The organism is Pseudarthrobacter sp. B4EP4b, from assembly GCF_006680095.1.
Lineage (GTDB): Bacteria > Actinomycetota > Actinomycetes > Actinomycetales > Micrococcaceae > Arthrobacter.
The window spans coordinates 27,098-46,343 of record NZ_VHIJ01000012.1 but is presented as its reverse complement, the minus strand read 5'-3'; the positions used below and the strand labels follow the sequence as shown (position 1 = coordinate 46,343).

The window sequence follows — 19,246 nt, the reverse complement described above, 5'->3', positions numbered from 1 at the left end:
ATTTACCAACCCCCATGGCCCGCCGCCAAAGTTCCACCCCCGCTGTGGAAGACAGCACGCCCTACACGGAGAACATCGTGGACATCGATGTGACCTCCGAAATGGAAGGCTCCTTCCTGGAGTACGCGTATTCGGTGATCTACTCCCGCGCGCTTCCGGACGCCCGGGACGGCCTGAAACCCGTGCAGCGGCGCATCCTCTACATGATGAGCGACATGGGCCTGCGCCCGGACCGCGGCCACGTCAAGAGCGCCCGCGTGGTGGGCGAGGTCATGGGCAAACTGCACCCGCACGGCGACACCGCCATCTACGACGCCATGGTGCGCATGGCCCAGGACTTCTCCCTGCGGCTGCCCCTGATCGACGGGCACGGCAACTTCGGCTCGCTCGACGACGGCCCGGCGGCCCCGCGCTACACCGAAGCCCGCATGGCTGCCGCCGCCCTCACCCTCACCGACCACCTCGATGAGGACGTGGTGGACTTTGTCCCCAACTACGACAACCAGCTGACCCAGCCGGAAGTCCTCCCCGCCGCGTTCCCCAACCTGCTGGTCAACGGTGCCACGGGCATCGCCGTCGGCATGGCCACCAACATGGCCCCGCACAACCTGGTGGAAGTCATCTCCGCCGCCCGGCACCTGATTGCCAACCCGGACGCCACCCTGGATGACCTCATGCGGTTCGTCCCCGGCCCGGACCTGCCCAGCGGCGGCCGGATCGTGGGGCTGGACGGCATCCGCGATGCCTACGCCACCGGTCGCGGTTCCTTCAAGACCCGCGCCAAGGTGGAGGTCGAGCAGCTCTCGGCCCGCCGGACGGGCCTGGTGGTCACGGAACTGCCCTACATGGTGGGCCCCGAAAAGGTCATCGAAAAGATCAAGGACGCCGTCAACGCCAAGAAGCTGACCGGCATCAGCGACATCGTTGACCTGACGGACCGCAAGCACGGGCTGCGGCTGGTGATCGAACTCAAGAACGGCTTCAACCCCAACGCCGTGCTCCAGCAGCTCTACCGCTACTCGCCGATGGAGGATTCCTTCGGCATCAACAACGTGACCCTGGTGGATGGCCAGCCGCAGACCCTGGGCCTGGTGCAGCTGCTGACTGTCTACGTGAACCACCGGATCGACGTGGTGCGCCGGCGCACGGCGTACCGGCTGGGGAAGAAGAAGGACCGCCTCCACCTGGTGGAGGGCCTGCTCATCGCCATCGTGGACATCGACGAGGTCATCCAGATCATCCGCTCCTCGGATGAAGCAGCCGCCGCCCGCGCCCGCCTGATGTCCATCTACGACCTCACCGAAATCCAGGCCAACTACATCCTGGAACTGCGCCTCCGCCAGCTGACCAAGTACTCCCGGATCGAGCTGGAGAAGGAACAGGACGAGCTGCGCCGCGAGATCGCGGAACTGGAAGCCATCCTCGCCTCGGACGAGCGGCTGCGCACCCTGGTCTCGGACGAACTGGGCGCCATCGCGGAGGAGCACGGGACACCGCGCCGCACCCTCCTGCTCGAATCCGAAGCCGTCTCCCCCACCGTGGCCGCCGAACTCGCGGCCCCGGGCAAGAAGGGCAAGGCGGTGCCCCTGGCACTGGAGATCGCCGACGATCCCTGCTGGGCCATCCTCACCGCCTCCGGCCAGATCGCCCGCACCAGCAACCAGGAGCCCCTGGCAGAAGCCGGGCCCCGGAGCAAACACGACGTGTTCACTTCCGTGGTGAAGACGTCGGCACGCGGCGAGATTGCCGCCGTTACCTCCTCCGGGCGCATGCTCCGCCTGCAGGTGATGGACATGCCGGTCCTCCCCCCTGTTTCCGGCCTGCCCAACCTTGCCGGCGGTGTCCCGGCGAAGGACTTCATCACCCTGCAGAAGGGGGAATTCCTGGTGGCCTTCGCCCGGCTGGACGAAGTCCTGGCCATCGGCACCGCGCAGGGCGTGGTGAAGCGGGTCCAGCCGGACTACCCCCTGAACCGCGAGGACTGGGAAATCATTTCGCTCAAGGACATGGACTTCGTGGTGGGCGTGGCGCCTGCCGGCGAGGACGACGCCGAACTGGTGTTCCTCACCAGCCAGGCCCAGCTGCTCAAGTTCGGGGCTGCCGCCGTGCGGACGCAGGGCCGGACGGCCGGTGGAATGGCCGGCATCAAACTCGCCGCGGGTGACAAGGTCTTGTTCTTCGGCGCCATCCATCCCAAGGATGAAGCGGCCGTGGTGGTGACCATCGCCGGCACCACAGGCGCCCTGCCGGGAACTGCTCCAGGCACCGCCAAGGTGACGGCGTTCTCCGAATACCCGGCCAAGGGACGTGCGACGGCGGGCGTCCGCGCGCACCGGTTCCTGAAGGGTGAGGACATCCTCCTGCTGGCGTGGGCCGGCCACGGCCCGGCCAAGGCTTCGTCCGCCGCCGGCGTAGCGCGGTCCCTTCCCCAGGAGCACGGCCGGCGCGACGGTTCGGGTGTCCCGCTGTCCCAGCCGGTGGATGCGGTGGGCCCTGCCATGGCCTGGCCCGATCCCGCTTAGACTGCTTCCATGCCTATCGTTCCTGATGAAAAGGACTGGACCTGGGTGCTGACCCGTCCCTGCCCGGAATGCTCGTTCGACGCCTCCACGACCACGCCCTCCACGGTGCCCGGGACAATCGAGAGCATGCTGCCGCGCTGGCGCGCCGTTCTCCGCCGCCCTGGCGTGGCCGAGCGCCCGGATGACCACACGTGGTCAGCGCTGGAGTACGCCTGCCACGTCCGGGACGTGTTCAGCCTGTTTGACCAGCGGCTGAACCTGATGCTGGATTCAGACGACGCCCGGTTCGAGAACTGGGACCAGGACCAGACGGCCGTCGACAAGGACTACGCCAACGCCGATCCCGCCGTTGTCAGCGCCGAACTGACGGCGGAAGGCAAGCAGGCCGCCGAGTCCTTTGCCGCCGTGCGGGAGTCAGAGTGGGGCCGCAAAGGGCTGCGCAGCAACGGCTCCGAATTCACGGTCTTGACGCTGTCCCAGTACTTCCTGCACGACGTGGTCCACCACCTTCACGACGTGGACGGCTGATCCCCCGCCTAGGACGGCACCAGGTGTCCACCAGCGGTTCCTGAAGCGGAGCCCTTTGCACGTGGGTCCTCAGACCCCGGGTTTTCCGAACCGGCCGCCAGCACCAGGCGGGCATCCTCGGGCCGGATATCAGCCGGGTTGTGCGTCACCAGCACCACGGTGCGGTGGCGCAGTCCCTGCCGGAGATCCGCCAGCATGGCCCGGGCGGACTCCGCATCCAGGTGCGCGGTGGGCTCATCCAGCAGGATCACCTCGGCCCCGGTCATCAGGGTGCGGGCAACGGCCAGGCGCTGGCGCTCCCCGCCGCTCAGGAACGCCCCGCCCGGCCCGATCCTCGTATCCAGGCCTGCCGGCAACCGCTCCAGCAGACCGGTGAGGCCCACCGATGCGAGCACCTCCAGCAGCCGGGCATCTGCCTGCTCTTTGTCGTCGGTTGTTTCGTTGCCGGGCTTCCCGAGGAGGAGGTTGCCGCGGATCGTCGAATCAAACAGGTGTGCTTCCTGCGGGCACCACGCGGCACGGCCAGTTACGCCGATCCGCCCTGCGGCCACGGGAAGGAATCCCAGCAGGACTGACAGCAGGGTGGACTTTCCCGACCCCGACGGGCCGGTCACGGCCAGCCACCGCCCGGGTTCAGCCACGGCGTCCAGCCCGGCGAACACGGGTGCACCGCCTGGCCAGGCCGCTGACAGCCCGGCCAGTTCGACGCCGGGACGGCCGCCCGGGCGGGCAGGAACAGTCTGGAGTCCATCACCCTCGCCGCTGCCGGACGCGTCGTCCAGGGCGCCCGACTCCGCCACCCGCTCCATGACGGTCCGCAGCGCCGGGAACTGGCGTACCGCCGTCGTCATCGCCGCAAAAGGTTCCACCAGCGCGAGGAGCAGCAAGACCACCACTGCTGCTGTTTCCGGGGCAAGCTGGCCAGCGAGCACGGCCGGGCCCGCCAGCCAGGCGGCTCCGAGCGCGGCGCTTGCGCAGGCAGCCGTGGTGAGGGCCTGGCCCAGGCCGTCCGCCCAGGCCGACCGCTGGGAAGCATTAGTGGCGTTGCGGTCCTGGGCGCGGAGGCCATCCAGGACGCGGGAAGCTGCGCCGTTCGCGTGCAGGTCAGCCCGGGCGTCAAGGGCTGCCGCCACGCGCCGCAGGACACCGGCGCGGAGGAGCTGCTCAGCGGTGGCGGACTTGCGGTCGCCCCAGAGTGCTGCTGCGGGGGCGAGCAGGAGGCTCACCGCGCAGGCACCGAGCACGGCCGGAAGCGCGGCAGGCACCAGCACCGACGTGGTGACAAGGGCCAGCACAGCCACTGCCAGCGCCGTGACCGGCGGCAGGACCACGCGCGGCAGGAGATCGCGGACGGTATCGACGTCGTCAATCACCGTTCCCAGGACGTTGCCGCCCTGCAGCAGGCGCCGCAGCGGCAGCGCGCGCCGGCTCAGCGACTCCCAAAGCCGGCCCCGGAGCCGGGTCAGCGCCGCGAACACGGCATCGTGCAGGAGCAACCGTTCGCAGTACCGCAACACCGCCCGGCCGATCCCGAAGAACCGCACGCCAACGATCGCGGTCAGCAGGTACAGGATGGGCGGCTGCCCGGCAGCGCGGATAATGAGCCAGCCGGACAATCCGGACAGGGCGACGGCGAAGACCGCCGCCAGGGTCCCCACCACTGCTGCGGCCGCGAACTTGCCCTGCACGGGCGCCAGGAGTGCGGACAGCAGGTGCACGGGGCTGGCTTGGCTGGCACTGGTTTGGGTGGTGTTGCCCTGCTCCGCGTTGTCCGCCAGGGGTTCCGTTGCATCCGGCCGGGCTTTCGCGGAGACCGCTGCCGAGCTTCTGCTGCTCGGATCAGCTGTCGGGCCGGCGTGCACCGCTGCCGCAGGAGCCGGGGATGTGAGGCCGCTTCCGGCCACGGGCACGAGGTGTTCGGCGAGCGCCCGCGTGCGTTCCTCGTGGGCTACCAGGATGACCGTCACCTGCCCGCGGAGGTTCCTGATGGTGTCCTCCACGAGCATCGCCGACTCATCGTCAAGATGCGCAGTGGGTTCATCCAGCAGGAGCACCGTGGCGCCGGCCTCGATCCGGGCCAGCCCGCGGGCCAGCGCCACGCGGCGCAGTTCGCCGGGACTGAGCTCTGCCGGGTGCTTGCCGGCAAGATGGGCGGCCGCTGCCCGCGCCAGGCAGACTCGGGCGGCTGCCTCGGCGGCGTGCCGGCGAGGACGGTTGGCCTCTATGCCCGTCTTACCGGTCAGGTACAGCACAACCTCGTCGAGGACCGTTTCCGCCACCATCACAGGGTGCTGCGGGACCCAGGCGATGTCGTGCCGGTCCAGGCCGGAGATGGCGCCGCTGACGGAAGTACCCGCTCCATGCCCGATGGTCCCCGCCAAGACACCCAGGACGGTGCTCTTGCCGGCTCCGCTTGGGCCGTCCAGGGCGGTGATCCGGCTTTGCGGCGCGGTGAAGGTGAGCGGGCCGACGGCGGGCTGCGGCCTTCCGTCGTAACTCACCGTGAGTGCGGTGACGGTGATGGGGGCACCTGGCCGGCCGGCGCGGGCTGCGGGCAGCGGCTGCGGCTCGGGGGCCCCGGTGACGGCGGTGGTTTCGGCGAGCGCCACCCTGCCGTCGTCGCTGGCGTGGTGGGCGGTGCCAAGCTCGCGCAAAGGCAGGTAGCAGTCCGGCGCCAGGATCAGGGCCAGCAGTCCGGCTTCAAGCGGCATGTCGCCGTGCACCAGCCGGACACCGATGAACACGGCCACCACGGCAACGGAGATGGTGGCGATCAGTTCCAGCGCCAGGGCCGAGAGGAATGCGGTCCGCAGGGTCCCCATGGTGCGGGACCGGTATTCCTCGGAGATCTCCTCCAGCGCCTTCCGCTGGGCGGAGGCACGTCCGAGGCCCACCAGCACAGGAAGTCCCTTGGCCAGCTCCAGCATGTGCGTGGAGAGCCGGGCCAGGGCGGCCTGTGCTTCGCGGACATTGTCCTCGGTGTACCGGCCGATCAGCACCATGAACAGCGGCACCAGCGGAACGGTCAGGACGATGACCACCGCGGAAACCCAGTCAGCGAAAAGGATCCGCGCACCCACCAGCAGTGGAACCGCGGCGCAGTTCACCAGGGCGGGCAGGAACTGCGTGTAGTAGCTGTCCAGCGCGTCCAGTCCGCGGGTGGCCAGCACGGCCAGTCCGCCGTCGGCCGGTCCCGTGCCACGGACGCCGTTGCGCAGTGCCCTGTCCAGCAGCCCGGCGCGGAGTTCCTCCTTGATGCCCAGTGCTGCGCGGCGGGCCGCAACGGCCTGTCCCCACACGGTCACCGAACGGAGGACCACGCCAGCCATGCCGGCGGCGATCTGCTCCGCCCACGCCGGGTTCCCCGCCACCAGGCCGGCGAGCACCGACGCTACCGCCTGGCCGATCAGGACCAGGGAGAGCGCCTTGAGGGCGGCGAGGAGTCCCAGCCAGTAGATGGCGGAACGGGTGGCCGGGCCGGGCGGGAAGGTGGGGCGCATGTCAGCCTTTGGTGGTAAAAGCCTTGGCGGCGATTGCCGGCAGGAAGCTGTGGGCCTCCGGGATGTGGGCAGCACTGACGCGTTTTCGGAAGACCCAGTAGGTCCAGGCCTGGTAGGCGATGACCAGCGGGAGTCCAAACGCGGCCACTGCGCTCATGAGGCCCAGAGTGTAGTCCGAGGATGAGGCGTTGGAAATGGTGAGGTCAAAGGCCTCATTAAGGGTGGAGGGCAGCACCACCGGGAACGCCGCCCCGAAGATGGATGCGGAGCCCAGGGCCAGGAATGCTCCCAGGGCCACAAACGCCTTTCCCTCCGCACCTTTCCGGGCCATCGACCAGGCTGCGGCTGCCGCCGCTACCGCCAGCAGGACCAGCGCCCATGTCCAGGGCTTTCCTTCGAGGACCTGCACCGTCACCGCCCACGCCGCGATGGGCAGGAGCAGGACGGGGAGCAGCCGGACAAACCATGCGCGGGCACGGTGGCGGACCTCGCCGTCGGTCTTCAGGGCAAGGAAGGCCAGGGCATGGACCAGCGCGAAGCCGACGACGGCGAGTCCGCCGAGGACCGCGTAGCCGTTGAACCACGCGAACGGGCCGCCCTCGCGGTCGCCGTTGGCGTTCAGGGGAAGGCCGGTGGTGGTCAGGGCAAGCGCTGCCCCCACGCCGAAGGCCGCGAAGAAGGAGCCCAGGGCAATGGCCCAGTCCCACCGGGCCCGCCATTGCTCGGTGTCCACCTTGCCGCGGTATTCGAAGGCCACGGCACGGAAGATCAGTGCCACCAGGACCACGAGCAGCGGCAGGTACAGGGCGGAGAACAGCGAGGCGTACCAGAGCGGGAAGGCAGCGAAGGTGGCACCGCCGGCGGTCAGGAGCCACACCTCGTTGCCGTCCCACACCGGGCCCACGGTGTTGAGCAGGACGCGGCGTTCGGTGTTGTTCCGGGCGAACAGCTTCATCAGCATGCCCACGCCCAGGTCAAAGCCCTCCAGGAAGAGGTACCCGGTCCAGAGCACTGCGATGGCGATGAACCAGATGGTTGGCAGCAGTTCCATTCTTTGTTTCCTCTGCTCGTGGCGGGGCTAGTAGGCGAAGGCCAGGACGTCGTCGGCCGGTTTGCCGCCAGGGCCGCCGGGCCCGGGGGTGGCGTCTTCGTTTTCGTCCACCGGGGCGTGGACGAGCTCCGGCATCGCGGACACCACGCCGCCCCGGATGTACTTGACCAGCAGCTTGACCTCCACCACCAGCAGCACGGCGTAGATGGCGGTCAGCGTGACCAGGGACGTCATGAGTTCACCGGCGGAGACACCGGGCGAAACTGCGGCTGCCGTGAACATAAACACCTGGTCGATGCCGCTGGGGTCCGGGTTCGGTGCCACTACGAACGGCTGGCGGCCCATCTCGGTGAAGATCCAGCCGGCCGCGTTGGCGCCGAACGGGGCAAGGATCCCGAAGACGGCAAGCCGCATCAGCCACTTGGACTCCGGGACGGTGCCTTTGCGGGTCAGCCAGAGGGCCACCAGGGCTGCGAGGGCCGCGAGGCCGCCGAAGCCGATCATCATGCGGAAGCCCCAGTAGGTGACCTCCATGACGGGAAGGTAGTCGATTTCCTGCCCGGCGCGCTCGCCGTAGATCGGGTTGTCCGGAAGGTGCGTGCCGTACTTTTCCTTGTACTCGGGCAGCAGGCTGTTAACACCCTGGACTTCGGTGGTGAAATCGCCCTTGGCCAGGTAGGAGAGGATGCCGGGAACCTCGATCAGGGCCACAATGTCGTCGCAGCTCTGCGAGCCGATGTTGCCGATGCTCAGGACCGAGAATCCGGTGCCGTCGTGGCATGCTGCTTCGGCGGCGGCCATTTTCATGGGCTGCTGCTCGAACATGAGCTTGCCCTGGAGGTCGCCGGTAAGGGCGGTTCCGGCAAAGGAGATCATGGCCACCACGGCGCCGATCCGCAGGGACCGGAGCCAGACCTTGTGGTCGTCCCGGTCACGGCCGGGGATCTCTGCTGCTTCCCCTGCAATGACCTTGCCGTCGGCACCCACGGTGTCCACGCCGTCGCGCCGCCTCCGCCAGAGGTGGTACCAGGCGATGCCAAGCAGGAAGCCGCCGGCCACGGCGAGTGCGCCGAAAAGGGTGTGCGGTACGGCAACGAGGGCGGTGTTGTTGGTGAAGACTGCCCAGGCATCGGTCATGACCGGCCGGCCGTCGATCATCTCGACGCCCACGGGGTGCTGCATCCAGCTGTTGGCCACGATGATGAAGTATGCGGAGAACACGGAGCCGACGACGGCGATCCAGAGGCAGGCGAGGTGGATGGCGGGCTTAAGCTGCTTCCAGCCGAAGATCCACAGGCCCAGGAAGGTGGACTCCACAAAGAAGGCCAGCAGCGCCTCCAGTGCCAGCGGCGCCCCGAAGACATCACCCACAAACCGGCTGTACTCGCTCCAGGCCATGCCGAACTGGAACTCCTGGACGATGCCGGTGGCCACACCCATGATGAAGTTGATCAGGAAGAGCTTGCCCCAGAACTTGGTCATCCGGAGGTATTCGGGCTTTCCGGTGCGGTGCCAGATGGTCTGGATGACGGCCACCACCAGGCCCAGGCCGATGGTGAGCGGAACCATCATGAAGTGATAGACGGTGGTGATGCCGAATTGCCAGCGTGCGATTTCCAGAGCGTCCAAAGCGTCCATGGCGGTCCCTACTGTCCGGGCGAAGGTTTTCTACGTTCTGTAGAAACTCTAACTTCTACACAGTGTAGAACAACGCCGGCAGCACTGTAAAAACTGGGGCTGCGGCTCCGCCGCGCGTGCAGTGGGGCCGTGACCTGCTCGTGTTCTACCCGATGTAGAAAGTGAAACGGAATCGGGGTAAATTGGATCCTGTAGTAGTAGCAAAACGCATGATGTCACCGCTGTCCATGGCAGTGGTGCGGGGAAACAAAGGAAAAGTGCAAATGGCTAGTCTTGGTGAACTGGAACGGGCAGTGATGGACCTGCTCTGGGCGGGCCATGAAGCAGCCACCGCCAACACGTTGCGGGATCGGCTGGCACAGACGTCAGCGGGGCAGGATGGCAGCGCCGGCCATGAAGGCAAGGAACTGGCCGTCACCACCGTGCTCACCGTTTTGTCCCGGCTCGAGAAGAAGGGCCTGGTGGAGCGCGAACGCGGAACCCGTCCGCACCGCTACCAGGCAGTATCCAGCCGCGAGGACCACACAGCGGAGCTGATGCACGAAGTACTGGGGTCAGCCCCGGACCGTGAAGCCGTGCTGGCACGCTTCATTGGCTCCGTTTCCGAAGGTGAAGCCGAGACTCTGCGCAAACTGCTTGGCCACATCTAGCGGACCATGTTCTGGGCCTCATACCTGCTGGCGGTCCTTGCGATAGTCCTGGCGTGGCCGGTGCCTATCCTCCTCTCGCGTGCACAGTGGCCCGGGCGGTCTCCTTTTACGGCCATGGTGCTCTGGCAGGCCATCGCACTTGCCGGTGGCCTGTCCATGATCGGCGCCATGCTGGTGTACGGGCTGGAGCCTGTCGGTGACAACCTGATCGCCGGCCTTCGGGCCCTTGCAGGCATGGTGCTCTTCAACGCCCCCACCACGGACCTGGGCTTCTGGCATATCTTCGCGCTGTCCGCCGCCGCGCTGCTGACCGCCCATCTCGTCTTCACCCTGCTGCTGACCTACTACAAGATCGAGCGGCAGCGGCGGCGGCACCGGGAGCTTCTCGCGCTCCTGGCCTCCCCGTCCGCCGAAGGGGCCGGAACGCTGGTCATCAGCCACGATTCGCCCGTGGCCTACTGCCTTCCCGGCGGGGCACGCTCGGTAACCGTGCTGTCCGACGGCCTGATGGCCGCCCTTGAGCCGGCCGAACTGCGCGCCGTGCTGATCCACGAAAACGCGCACCTGAGCCAGCGGCACCACCTGCTCCTGTGGGCGTTCGCCGCCTGGCGGCAGGCGCTCCCCTGGCTTCCCACCACCCGGCTTGCGCAGGAGTCCGTGAACTCCCTGATCGAAATGCTGGCCGACGACGTCGCGCTCAAAACCGAAAGCAAAGCCACGCTCATCAAGGCCATTGCCATCGTTGCCAGCGGATCCGCCAGGACGCCGGGCGAAGCAGAAATCCAGCCTGCCCCGGCCGGGCTCGCCGCGTCCGGATTGTCATTGGCCGGGCTCGACCCGGCAGCGGCCGCCGGCGCGGACTCAGCCCGCACCACGGCCTCCCGGGTCAGCCGGCTGCTCTCCCCCCAGCCGCAACTGCCGGCCCCGGTCCGCAGCCTGGTCCTGGCCGGCTGCGTACTCCTGCTGGCGCTGCCCACAGCCCTGCTGATGGTGCCCGGCCTGTTCGGCTGAGTCCCCGCCGTCGTACGCTATGCCGGTGGTTGAGCTTGTCGAAACCCGGGTTTCGACAAGCTCAACCACCGGTGAAAAAGGTCAGGCGTCGATGCGCTCCCGGTCCAGGCTGGAGGCGCCCGCGATGATAAAGTCCTTGCGCGGCGAGACGTCCGAGCCCATCAGCAGGTCAAAGATTTCCTCCGCCTGCTTGGCGTTCTCGATCCCCACCTTCCGCAGCGTGCGGTGCCGCGGATCCATGGTGGTCTCGGCGAGCTGCTCGGCGTCCATCTCGCCCAGGCCCTTGTAGCGCTGGATGGGCTCCTTGTAGCGCTTGCCCTCCTGGGCCAGCCGGGCCAGGAGCACGTGCAGCTCCGCCTCCGAGTAGGTGTAGATCATCTCGTTGGCCTTCTGGCCGGCATTGATGACCTCCACGCGATGCAGCGGCGGGACGGCGGCGAAGACGCGGCCCTCTTCGATCATGGGGCGCATGTAGCGGAAGAAAAGCGTCAGGAGCAGGGTGCGGATGTGCGCGCCGTCCACGTCCGCGTCCGTCATGAGAATGACCTTGCCGTAGCGGGCGGCACTGATGTCAAAGCTGCGGCCGGAGCCGGCACCCACCACCTGGATGAGGGCGGCGCACTCGGCGTTGGAGAGCATGTCCCCCACGGACGCCTTCTGGACGTTGAGGATCTTGCCGCGGATGGGCAGCAGCGCCTGGAAGTCCGAGGACCGGGCCAGCTTGGCGGTTCCCAGCGCCGAGTCGCCTTCCACGATGAACAGTTCGGAACGGTCGACGTCGTCTGTGCGGCAGTCGGCAAGCTTGGTGGGCATTGAGGACGTTTCCAGCGCGTTCTTGCGCCGTTGGGTTTCCTTGTGCACCCGGGCCGAGATGCGGGACTTCATCTCGCTGACAATTTTTTCCAGGAGCAGGGCCGACTGGGACTTGTCGTTTTTGTTGGCGGAGTTGATCTTCGCGGTGATTTCGCGCTCCACCACCTTGGCCACGATGGCGCGCACGGCGGAGGTGCCCAGGATTTCCTTGGTCTGGCCTTCGAACTGGGGTTCGGCCAGGCGCACGGTCAGGACGGCGGTGAGGCCGGCGAAGATGTCGTCCTTTTCGATTTTGTCGTTGCCGGCTTTGAGTTTGCGGGCGTTGGTTTCCACGGCTTTGCGGAAGGTCTTGACCAGGGCCTGCTCAAAGCCGGACTGGTGCGTTCCACCTTTGGGGGTGGAGATGATGTTGACGAAGCTCCGGACGCTGCTGTCGTAGCCGATTCCCCAGCGCAGGGCCACATCGACTTCACAGTCGCGTTCCACCTCGGCGAGCTGGCTGTGCCCGCGTTCGTCCAGCACGGGAACGGTCTCTTTGAACTTGCCCGAGCCGTGCAGCCGCCAGACGTCGGTGACCGCGGGATCGGCAGCCAGGAACTCGACGAATTCGGAGATGCCGCCGTCGTGGTGGAAGACCTCCTCGTGCGGGCCGGCTTCGCCGGGGGTTCCCGGGACCTTCCGCTCATCGCGCACGGTGAGCTTGAGGCCGGGCACCAGGAAGGACGTCTGCCGGGCCCGGGCGGCGAGTTCGTCGTAGGAGAACTTTGCGTCCGGGGTGAAGATCTGCCGGTCAGCCCAGTACCGGATCCTGGTGCCGGTGACGCCGCGCTTGGCCTTGCCCACCACGTCCAGGACGGAATCGTCCACAAACGGGGTGAAGGGTGCGGCCGGGTCGACCTTGGATCCGACGTCCTTGAAGCGGCCGGGTTCGCCCCGGCGGAAGGACATCTTGTAGGTTTTGCCGCCGCGGTCCACTTCGACGTCGAGGCGTGAGGACAAGGCGTTGACCACGGACGCGCCCACACCGTGCAGGCCGCCTGAGGCGGTGTAGGAGCCGCCGCCGAACTTTCCGCCGGCGTGGAGTTTGGTGAAGACCACTTCGACGCCGGTCAGCCCGGTTTTTGGTTCCTTGTCGATGGGGATGCCGCGGCCGTCGTCGTGGATTTCCACGGAGTTGTCGGCGTGGAGGATGATCTTGATGTCGTGGCCGAACCCGGCCAAAGCCTCGTCAACGGAGTTGTCGATGATTTCCCAGAGGCAGTGCATCAACCCGCGGGAGTCGGTGGAACCGATGTACATGCCGGGGCGCTTGCGGACGGCTTCGAGGCCCTCCAGGACAGACAGGTGCCGGGCAGTGTAATCAGAACTTGGTGTCACCGGTGGTGAACTCCTTCAAGGATGGAACAGCGGGCTGGGATTCGCTCTTCCTAGGGTAGTCGGCCGGGCCGTGCACCACCGACTGCCACACCTGGCGGGGCCTGTGCCCCGCGCCACTTAGCGCTTCTTGAACGGGACTGTGCAGATCTTGACGCACTCTTGCGGATACGCGGACAGCGAACTTGCCCCATCCTTGCGATGGTTTTGTTACGAATACTGGTTATATAGACGTACTGATCTACTAAGGAGGCCGACATGACAACAGCAGTGGCAGACCGCACACTCGACGCACTCGACCGGTGCGACCGTTGCGGAGCCCAGGCATATGTGCGGGTTGTACTCGAGTCCTCCGGCGGTGAGCTGCTGTTCTGCGGCCACCACGCCCGTGCAGTTGAGGCAACGCTCAAGCCGTTGAGCTCCGACTGGCACGATGAGACGGGCAAGCTGCACGAGAAGGCTGCCGTAGAAATCGACTAGCACACCCGAAGCAGTTGGGACCCCACCGGAAGGTGGGGTCCCTCTTCGTTTTAACCTCAGCCGCTCCCAGCGGTGCCTGGTGCTCAACAAAGCGGCCCGCCGGCTGCTGCACCCCGGGAGGGGCACGGCAGCCGGCGGGCCGCTATCGCTGACTTGCTGGTCCTAGTCCAGGTAGTCCCGCAGGACCTGCGACCGCGAGGGGTGGCGCAGCTTGGACATGGTCTTGGATTCGATCTGGCGGATCCGCTCACGCGTGACGCCGTAGACCTTGCCGATTTCGTCTAAAGTCTTCGGCTGTCCGTCGGTGAGGCCGAACCGCATCGCAACAACCCCGGCCTCGCGCTCGGACAGGGTGTCCAGGACGGAGTGGAGCTGTTCCTGCAGGAGGGTGAAGCTCACGGCATCGGCCGGGACAACAGCCTCGGAGTCCTCGATGAGGTCGCCGAACTCGGAATCGCCGTCCTCGCCCAGGGGCGTGTGCAGCGAAATGGGCTCGCGGCCGTACTTCTGGACTTCGACCACCTTTTCGGGCGTCATGTCCAGTTCGAGGGCCAGCTCTTCAGGCGTGGGTTCACGGCCAAGGTCCTGCAGCATCTGGCGCTGGACACGGGCCAGCTTGTTGATGACTTCAACCATGTGCACCGGAATACGGATGGTGCGGGCCTGGTCCGCCATGGCGCGGGTGATCGCCTGGCGGATCCACCAGGTGGCGTAGGTGGAGAACTTGAAGCCCTTGGTGTAATCGAACTTCTCCACAGCGCGGATGAGGCCCAGGTTGCCTTCCTGGATCAGGTCAAGGAACAGCATGCCGCGGCCGGTGTAGCGCTTGGCCAGCGAGACCACCAGGCGCAGGTTGGCCTCGAGCAGGTGGTTCTTGGCGCGCTTGCCGTCGTGGATGATGAACTCAAGCTCACGCTTGTACTTGGGGTCCATGGACCCGTCGTCCGCGTTGATCTTCTCTTCGGCAAACAGACCGGCTTCGATCCGGAGCGCAAGGTCCACTTCCTGCTCGGCGTTGAGCAGCGCAACCTTACCGATCTGCTTCAGGTAGTCCTTGACGGGGTCGGCGGTGGCGCCGGCTGACATGACCTGCTGGACAGGTGCGTCGTCGTCATCAGCATCAGAGTAGACGAAGCCCTTGCCCGATCCGGCAGCACCCTTCACGGGATCGGCTTCGGCGTCCTCTTCAACAACGTCGGGGCCTTCGAGGATGATGTCGTCGAGGTCTTCCTCAACTTCTTCTACGTCATCGTCGGCGTCAGACGCCGATTTGCCGGCTGCCTCGGCGGCGGCCTTCGCGCCGGGCTTGGGGCCGCGCTTTTTGGGCTCACGCTTGCCGTCCGCACCAGCTTCACCGGCAGAAGCCTTGTTGGCTGCCCGAGTGGCGGCCCGCTTGGCGTTTGTCGCAGCCTGCTTCTGCTCAGCGGACAGTTCGTCCTGGGCGGCGGGGTCCTTCTTCGTGGAAGACGGGGTCACAGAAAACCTTTCTAGCGGTGGTCTGTGGAATCACCATACGGGCAACACCACTATGACCCTGTCAAGTCCGTGGTGGAAACCAAGCGCCACCACGGCCGGCAGAGTCTATAAATAGAACTGCCGGAGCGGCTGTAATGTTCCCCGAAAGGACCAGTTACAGGCACTTGATACACGGACCCAACCGGGTCTCGGCAACCATTGTCTCACGTTTCCCCGAATAGGACCTCCCCACGGTCCCGCGGCCTGGCCAACAAGGACCGGAGCGCTGGGCTTCAGGCGGCGTCCGGACCGAATTTCTGCCAGGCTGCCTCCTTCCGGGCTGCCCACCCGCACAAAGTACCGCGGCGCACCAGCTCCAGCAGCAGTTCCGCCAGACGGTAGCCGGGGTCGATCTCCAGGGCTTCCTCGTAATACGCAGCGGAGTACGAGCCGCGCCCGCGGCACCACGCAATCCAGCCTCTCCCCGTTAATGCGGCCGCGGCCGGCGCCCCGCCCAGGAGGGCCAACTGCCCCAAAACCAGATCCAGCGCGTCCATGGTCAGCCACTGCGGGACAGGCGGCTCATGCCCCATGAGGACATCACCGTAACCGGGAGTCCCCTGGTGTTGTCCGGTCTTTAGCAGGGTCTCGGGGGCCGGGGGTCCCCCGGTTGATGATGGAGCTCCGGCCGGCTCGGTCTCCGCTAGACCGGTCTCCAATGGAACAACGCCCGTAAAGACCACGGGCTCAGGTCCCTGCTCCTCGTCGAAATTCCCGAACTCCTCGGCTCCGGCTGCGGCAGCCGCCTGTCCGGCCGCCGCCATCACCAGGACAGCGTCGCGCCAGGCAGGCACCAGGAGCGAAGCCCGCAGGAAGGCGTCCCGGTCCACCAGCGGTTGGCCTAATTCCTCCCGCGGGCCTGCGAGCAACCCGGTCCAGAGGCCCAGCACAACGTCAAACTGCGCCCGGCTCTGCCGCTGGCAGTCCAGGCGGGCCGACCAGGAAGCCTCGGCCTCCAGGACAGCTGCACGGTACAGGCTGGGGACAGTGCGGGCCTGCCGTTCCTCCGGAGGCGGCCCCACACTGCTTCCGCGGAACACCATTTCCGTGTTGAGCAGGCTGTCCCGGATCTGTTCCAGGGGCCGGCCCGGCAGCGGGCAGCAGGCCGGGTCCGTGCACCAGGCGTCCCGCCAGTAGCGGTCCCCCACATACCAGGCCTCCTTGACGGGCATGCGGGCTCCGGCCAGCGCCGCTTCAAGGCTGAACAGCAGCCCGTCATAGCATCCCGGCCCGGACAGCCAGCCGTTGTTGGTGAAAAGAGCCAGCAGGGTGCCGTCGGCGTGCTCGTCTGCCGCCAGGTACCCGGCTACCGTTTCGGCGAAGGGTGCCGGATCGGCCAGCACCGCCGGCCCGGGAAGATCCAGCCGGAGGGTTGCACCCAGCCTCTTGCCCTGCAGCGTCATGGCCACCAGGCTGTTGGCCGGCCAGTATCCCAACGAGTGCGGAATGAAGCCCAGGATGTCTTCGGGGCCGCGGACTGTGAGGCGCTCTGGAGATGTCATGGTTCCAGCTTTCGCCTGCGGCGGAAGCCTCAGAAGGACCAGGCACGGCTATGTGGATAACGAGTCCGCCGCCCCCCCCGGCGGACGAGGCGAAAACCGGGCCTGTGCGGGACTAGTCGTCCGAAGCCGCTGCCTTGCTGCGCCGGGCCAGGTTTTCCCGGCGCTGGCGGGCCAGGGCACTGCGGAGGGGCGGTACCACAACGCCCTGCGCCGCCATCTGCCGCCGGACCTTCCGCCGGCAGACGAGCATGGCCACAACGCCGAAGCCAAGCAGCACGAACTGGACACTCAGGGCAATCCGGAACGGAGCCAGCCCGTACAGCTCTCCGTTGGAGAAGCCGCTGGCGTACAGCACGTCCAGCACCAGGCCGATGAGGAAGATGGCAACAAGCGCGGCGATGAAGCCCCCCACGTTAACAATGCCGGTGGCCGTCCCGATCCGGTGGGCCGGGTTGAACGTCCGCGCAAAGTCGAAGCCGATCATCGAGCCCGGGCCGCCGATGGCAAGCACCATGACCAGGCCGGCCAGGAGCCACAACGGCGAACGCCCCGGCGTCAGCAGGACAGCGGCCCACGCCCCGGCAGTCGCGGCGGCAATCAGGAGGACCATGGTGGAACGCCGCAGGGGATGGCGGGACACAAAGCGCCCGATGAAAGGACCTACCGCCATAGCGGCCGCCACGTACAGCGCCATCAGGGCGGCAACGGTTCCGGCGTCCAGGCCCTGTCCGGAAATCAGGAAGGGGTAGCCCCACGTCATCGCAAAAACGGTGCCGCTGAACTGGATGGTGAAGTGGCTCCACAGGCCCAGCCGCGTCCCCGGCTGGCGCCACGCGCGGGCCAGCGAGGCACCGGTGGCTTTCAAGCCCTGCTGCCCCTGCGGCCGGGCGGTACCGGGCGGCACATCCTGCAGGAGCAGAACCACCAGGACGACGGCGAGTCCGGACATCCCGGCCAGCATCAGGAACGCCGGGGTCCAGCCGGCAGAGTGCAGCACGAACGCGAACGGGAGGACACTGAACAGCTGTCCCAGCTGCCCGGACATCCCGGTCAGCTGGGTGACCAGCGGCACGCGGGCGGGAGCGAACCAGAGCGGAATCAGGCGGATCACCGAGATAAAGGTCATGGCGTCGCCGGCGCCCACGAGGACCCGGCCGGCCACGCCGCCGGGGATGCTGTCGGCGAAGGCCAGCTGAAGCTGGCCGAGGCCCATCAGCACGGCACCGCCGGCGATCATGGCCCGGGAGCCGAAGCGGTCCACCAGCAGCCCCACCGGGATCTGGAGCCCGGCGTAGACAAGGAGCTGGAGGACGGTGAAGAACGAGATTGCGGAGGCGCTGGCGTGAAAGCGTTCCGTCGCTTCCAGCCCCACCACCCCGAAGGAGGTGCGCTGGCAAACGGCCACCAGGTACCCGAAGATTCCAATGGTCCAGATCAGCCAGGCTCGGGGTGCAGTCACCTCTTCATTATGCCCGGACACCCGTCCGCGCCCCGGCAGCAGGGCTTTCGACGGCGGCCCGGGCGCGGAAAGGGTTCACCACACAGGCGCGTCTACTGGCCGGGATTCTCACGGGCGAGATAGGCCTCCACAGCGGCGCCGAGGACATCGGCGTTGGGCAGCTCGTCATTTTCATCCGCCAGGAGGGATCGCCGGACGGTACCTTCGGCCTTTTCGTCATACCGGGACTCAAGCCGGGACACCACCTGCTGGACTTCCTCGGAGGCGTCGATCTGCTCGGCGATCTGGCGGCTGACCTCACGGCCGGCTTCGCGGAGCCGGTCCGAGGGAAGCATCAGGGAGGTGGCGGCACCCAGGTACTCCAGGCCGGCCACGGCGGCCGTGGGATATTCGGCCTCGGCCAGGTAGTGCGGCACGTGGATGACGTAGCCGGCAACGTTGCGGCCTGCCTCCACGAGGCGGAGTTCAAGGATGTGCCCCACTGCCGCGGGCACTTCCACGGTGGGCTTCCACACCGAGATGCCCTCGATGAGCTCCGGCCGGTTGCCGTGCACCGTGACGCCCACGGGGCGGGTGTGCGGAACGGGCATGGGGATTGAGTGGATCCAGGTGACCAGGTTGACGTCGAGTTTCTCCACGATGCCCACCACTGCGCGGGCAAAACGCTCCCACTGCAGGTCCGGTTCGAAGCCGGCCAGCAGCAGGAAGGGGCTGCCCAGGCCGTCCACGAGCCGGTAGAGGGCGAGCCGGGGTTCCTGGTAGTCCTGCAGGTGGTCCTCGACAAAGGTCAGGTGCGGCCTGCGCGAGCGGTAATCGATCAGCTGGTCGGCGTCGAAGACGGCAACGGGCTGGGCGTCGAGCGAGTCCAGCAGCTCGGCATTGATCTGCTTCACCACCTGCCCGGCGTCGGCGAATCCGGTGAAGCCCATCACCAGATTCAGCCCCTTGAGCTCCGGGCTGTGGAACAGCTCAATGTTGCTTGCATAAAGCGCGTCGGGGTCCAGCAGGGAGCCGGAGATCCGTTCAAGCACGGCGTGTTCCTTTCATGGGTGCGGGTGGACATCCTCTACAACGCCCCGGGACAGCCCCGCATTCCTGCGGCTGGTGTGGCGCACATCTCAGGAAATTCACCTGCTCAGGCGGGGACGGGCTACGATCGGAACTGGCCTGCCAGACGGGCTTGCAGACACCCGGGCTGCGTCC

Annotated in this window: 13 protein-coding genes; 5 read left to right on the top strand and 8 right to left on the bottom strand. The window is 67.0% G+C overall.

The window, feature by feature from the left end; all coding sequences use genetic code 11:
• Positions 1-14: 14 nt before the first annotated feature.
• Both FNL14_RS04855 and FNL14_RS04850 read left to right on the top strand, forming a co-directional pair.
• The gene (locus FNL14_RS04855; protein ID WP_142058196.1) at positions 15-2,522 is read left to right on the top strand and encodes a DNA topoisomerase (ATP-hydrolyzing) subunit A; all 2,508 of its coding nucleotides are present in this window, start codon (positions 15-17) and stop codon (positions 2,520-2,522) included.
• A 9-nt stretch (positions 2,523-2,531) separates the two neighbouring features.
• Positions 2,532-3,050, top strand: coding sequence for a DinB family protein (locus FNL14_RS04850; protein ID WP_142058103.1), 519 nt, complete (start codon positions 2,532-2,534; stop codon positions 3,048-3,050).
• Between the two features lie 8 nt (positions 3,051-3,058).
• Here the strand turns inward: FNL14_RS04850 and cydD are convergent, their stop codons facing one another.
• Genes cydD through FNL14_RS04835 form a run of 3 tightly spaced genes read right to left on the bottom strand, consistent with a single transcriptional unit; the run spans position 3,059 to position 9,230 of the window.
• On the bottom strand, positions 3,059-6,550 hold the full coding sequence (gene cydD / locus FNL14_RS04845) for a thiol reductant ABC exporter subunit CydD (RefSeq protein WP_142058100.1): 3,492 nt from the start codon (positions 6,548-6,550) through the stop codon (positions 3,059-3,061).
• Between the two features lies 1 nt (position 6,551).
• A complete protein-coding gene (gene cydB, locus FNL14_RS04840) occupies positions 6,552-7,601 on the bottom strand; it encodes a cytochrome d ubiquinol oxidase subunit II (RefSeq protein ID WP_142058098.1) in 1,050 nt (349 codons plus the stop codon).
• 27 nt (positions 7,602-7,628) lie between these two features.
• Positions 7,629-9,230, bottom strand: a complete 1,602-nt coding sequence (locus FNL14_RS04835) for a cytochrome ubiquinol oxidase subunit I (protein WP_142058194.1) — start codon at positions 9,228-9,230, stop codon at positions 7,629-7,631.
• A 272-nt stretch (positions 9,231-9,502) separates the two neighbouring features.
• On the opposite strand from FNL14_RS04835, the gene FNL14_RS04830 reads away from it, so the two are divergent.
• Together FNL14_RS04830 and FNL14_RS04825 are read left to right on the top strand one after the other, a co-directional pair.
• The gene (locus tag FNL14_RS04830) at positions 9,503-9,889 is read left to right on the top strand and encodes a BlaI/MecI/CopY family transcriptional regulator (RefSeq protein ID WP_050055484.1); all 387 of its coding nucleotides are present in this window, start codon (positions 9,503-9,505) and stop codon (positions 9,887-9,889) included.
• 6 nt (positions 9,890-9,895) lie between these two features.
• Positions 9,896-10,900 (top strand): M56 family metallopeptidase, encoded by a 1,005-nt coding sequence (locus FNL14_RS04825; protein WP_142058097.1) that lies wholly within the window; start codon positions 9,896-9,898, stop codon positions 10,898-10,900.
• 81 nt (positions 10,901-10,981) lie between these two features.
• Here FNL14_RS04825 and FNL14_RS04820 read toward each other — a convergent pair whose 3' ends face one another.
• The gene (locus FNL14_RS04820) at positions 10,982-13,090 is read right to left on the bottom strand and encodes a type IIA DNA topoisomerase subunit B (protein WP_142058095.1); all 2,109 of its coding nucleotides are present in this window, start codon (positions 13,088-13,090) and stop codon (positions 10,982-10,984) included.
• A gap of 255 nt (positions 13,091-13,345) precedes the next feature.
• On the opposite strand from FNL14_RS04820, the gene FNL14_RS04815 reads away from it, so the two are divergent.
• Complete coding sequence (locus tag FNL14_RS04815; RefSeq protein ID WP_142058093.1) at positions 13,346-13,567, top strand: hypothetical protein; 222 nt, start codon at positions 13,346-13,348, stop codon at positions 13,565-13,567.
• 162 nt (positions 13,568-13,729) lie between these two features.
• Here FNL14_RS04815 and FNL14_RS04810 read toward each other — a convergent pair whose 3' ends face one another.
• The 4 genes from FNL14_RS04810 to FNL14_RS04795 all read right to left on the bottom strand — a co-directional run bounded on the left by FNL14_RS04810 (position 13,730) and on the right by FNL14_RS04795 (position 19,074).
• Positions 13,730-15,043 carry an RNA polymerase sigma factor gene (locus tag FNL14_RS04810; protein WP_142058091.1) on the bottom strand — a complete coding sequence of 438 codons (1,314 nt, stop codon included), beginning with the start codon at positions 15,041-15,043 and terminating at the stop codon, positions 13,730-13,732.
• Positions 15,044-15,315: 272 nt separating this feature from the next.
• Positions 15,316-16,584, bottom strand: a complete 1,269-nt coding sequence (locus FNL14_RS04805) for a DUF4192 domain-containing protein (RefSeq protein ID WP_142058089.1) — start codon at positions 16,582-16,584, stop codon at positions 15,316-15,318.
• Between the two features lie 112 nt (positions 16,585-16,696).
• Positions 16,697-18,043: a nitrate/nitrite transporter gene (locus tag FNL14_RS04800; protein ID WP_142058087.1), complete on the bottom strand. Its 1,347-nt coding sequence runs from the start codon at positions 18,041-18,043 to the stop codon at positions 16,697-16,699.
• Positions 18,044-18,135: 92 nt separating this feature from the next.
• Positions 18,136-19,074 (bottom strand): proteasome assembly chaperone family protein, encoded by a 939-nt coding sequence (locus FNL14_RS04795; protein WP_091420047.1) that lies wholly within the window; start codon positions 19,072-19,074, stop codon positions 18,136-18,138.
• Between the last annotated feature and the right edge of the window lie 172 nt (positions 19,075-19,246).

Coding starts and splice junctions, on each gene's coding strand:
- FNL14_RS04855 (WP_142058196.1), top strand. CDS start 15: ATGGCCCGCCGCCAAAGTTCCACCCCCGCTGTGGAAGACAGCACGCCC.
- FNL14_RS04850 (WP_142058103.1), top strand. CDS start 2,532: ATGCCTATCGTTCCTGATGAAAAGGACTGGACCTGGGTGCTGACCCGT.
- cydD (WP_142058100.1), bottom strand. CDS start 6,550: ATGCGCCCCACCTTCCCGCCCGGCCCGGCCACCCGTTCCGCCATCTAC.
- cydB (WP_142058098.1), bottom strand. CDS start 7,601: ATGGAACTGCTGCCAACCATCTGGTTCATCGCCATCGCAGTGCTCTGG.
- FNL14_RS04830 (WP_050055484.1), top strand. CDS start 9,503: ATGGCTAGTCTTGGTGAACTGGAACGGGCAGTGATGGACCTGCTCTGG.
- FNL14_RS04825 (WP_142058097.1), top strand. CDS start 9,896: ATGTTCTGGGCCTCATACCTGCTGGCGGTCCTTGCGATAGTCCTGGCG.
- FNL14_RS04815 (WP_142058093.1), top strand. CDS start 13,346: ATGACAACAGCAGTGGCAGACCGCACACTCGACGCACTCGACCGGTGC.
- FNL14_RS04805 (WP_142058089.1), bottom strand. CDS start 16,584: ATGACATCTCCAGAGCGCCTCACAGTCCGCGGCCCCGAAGACATCCTG.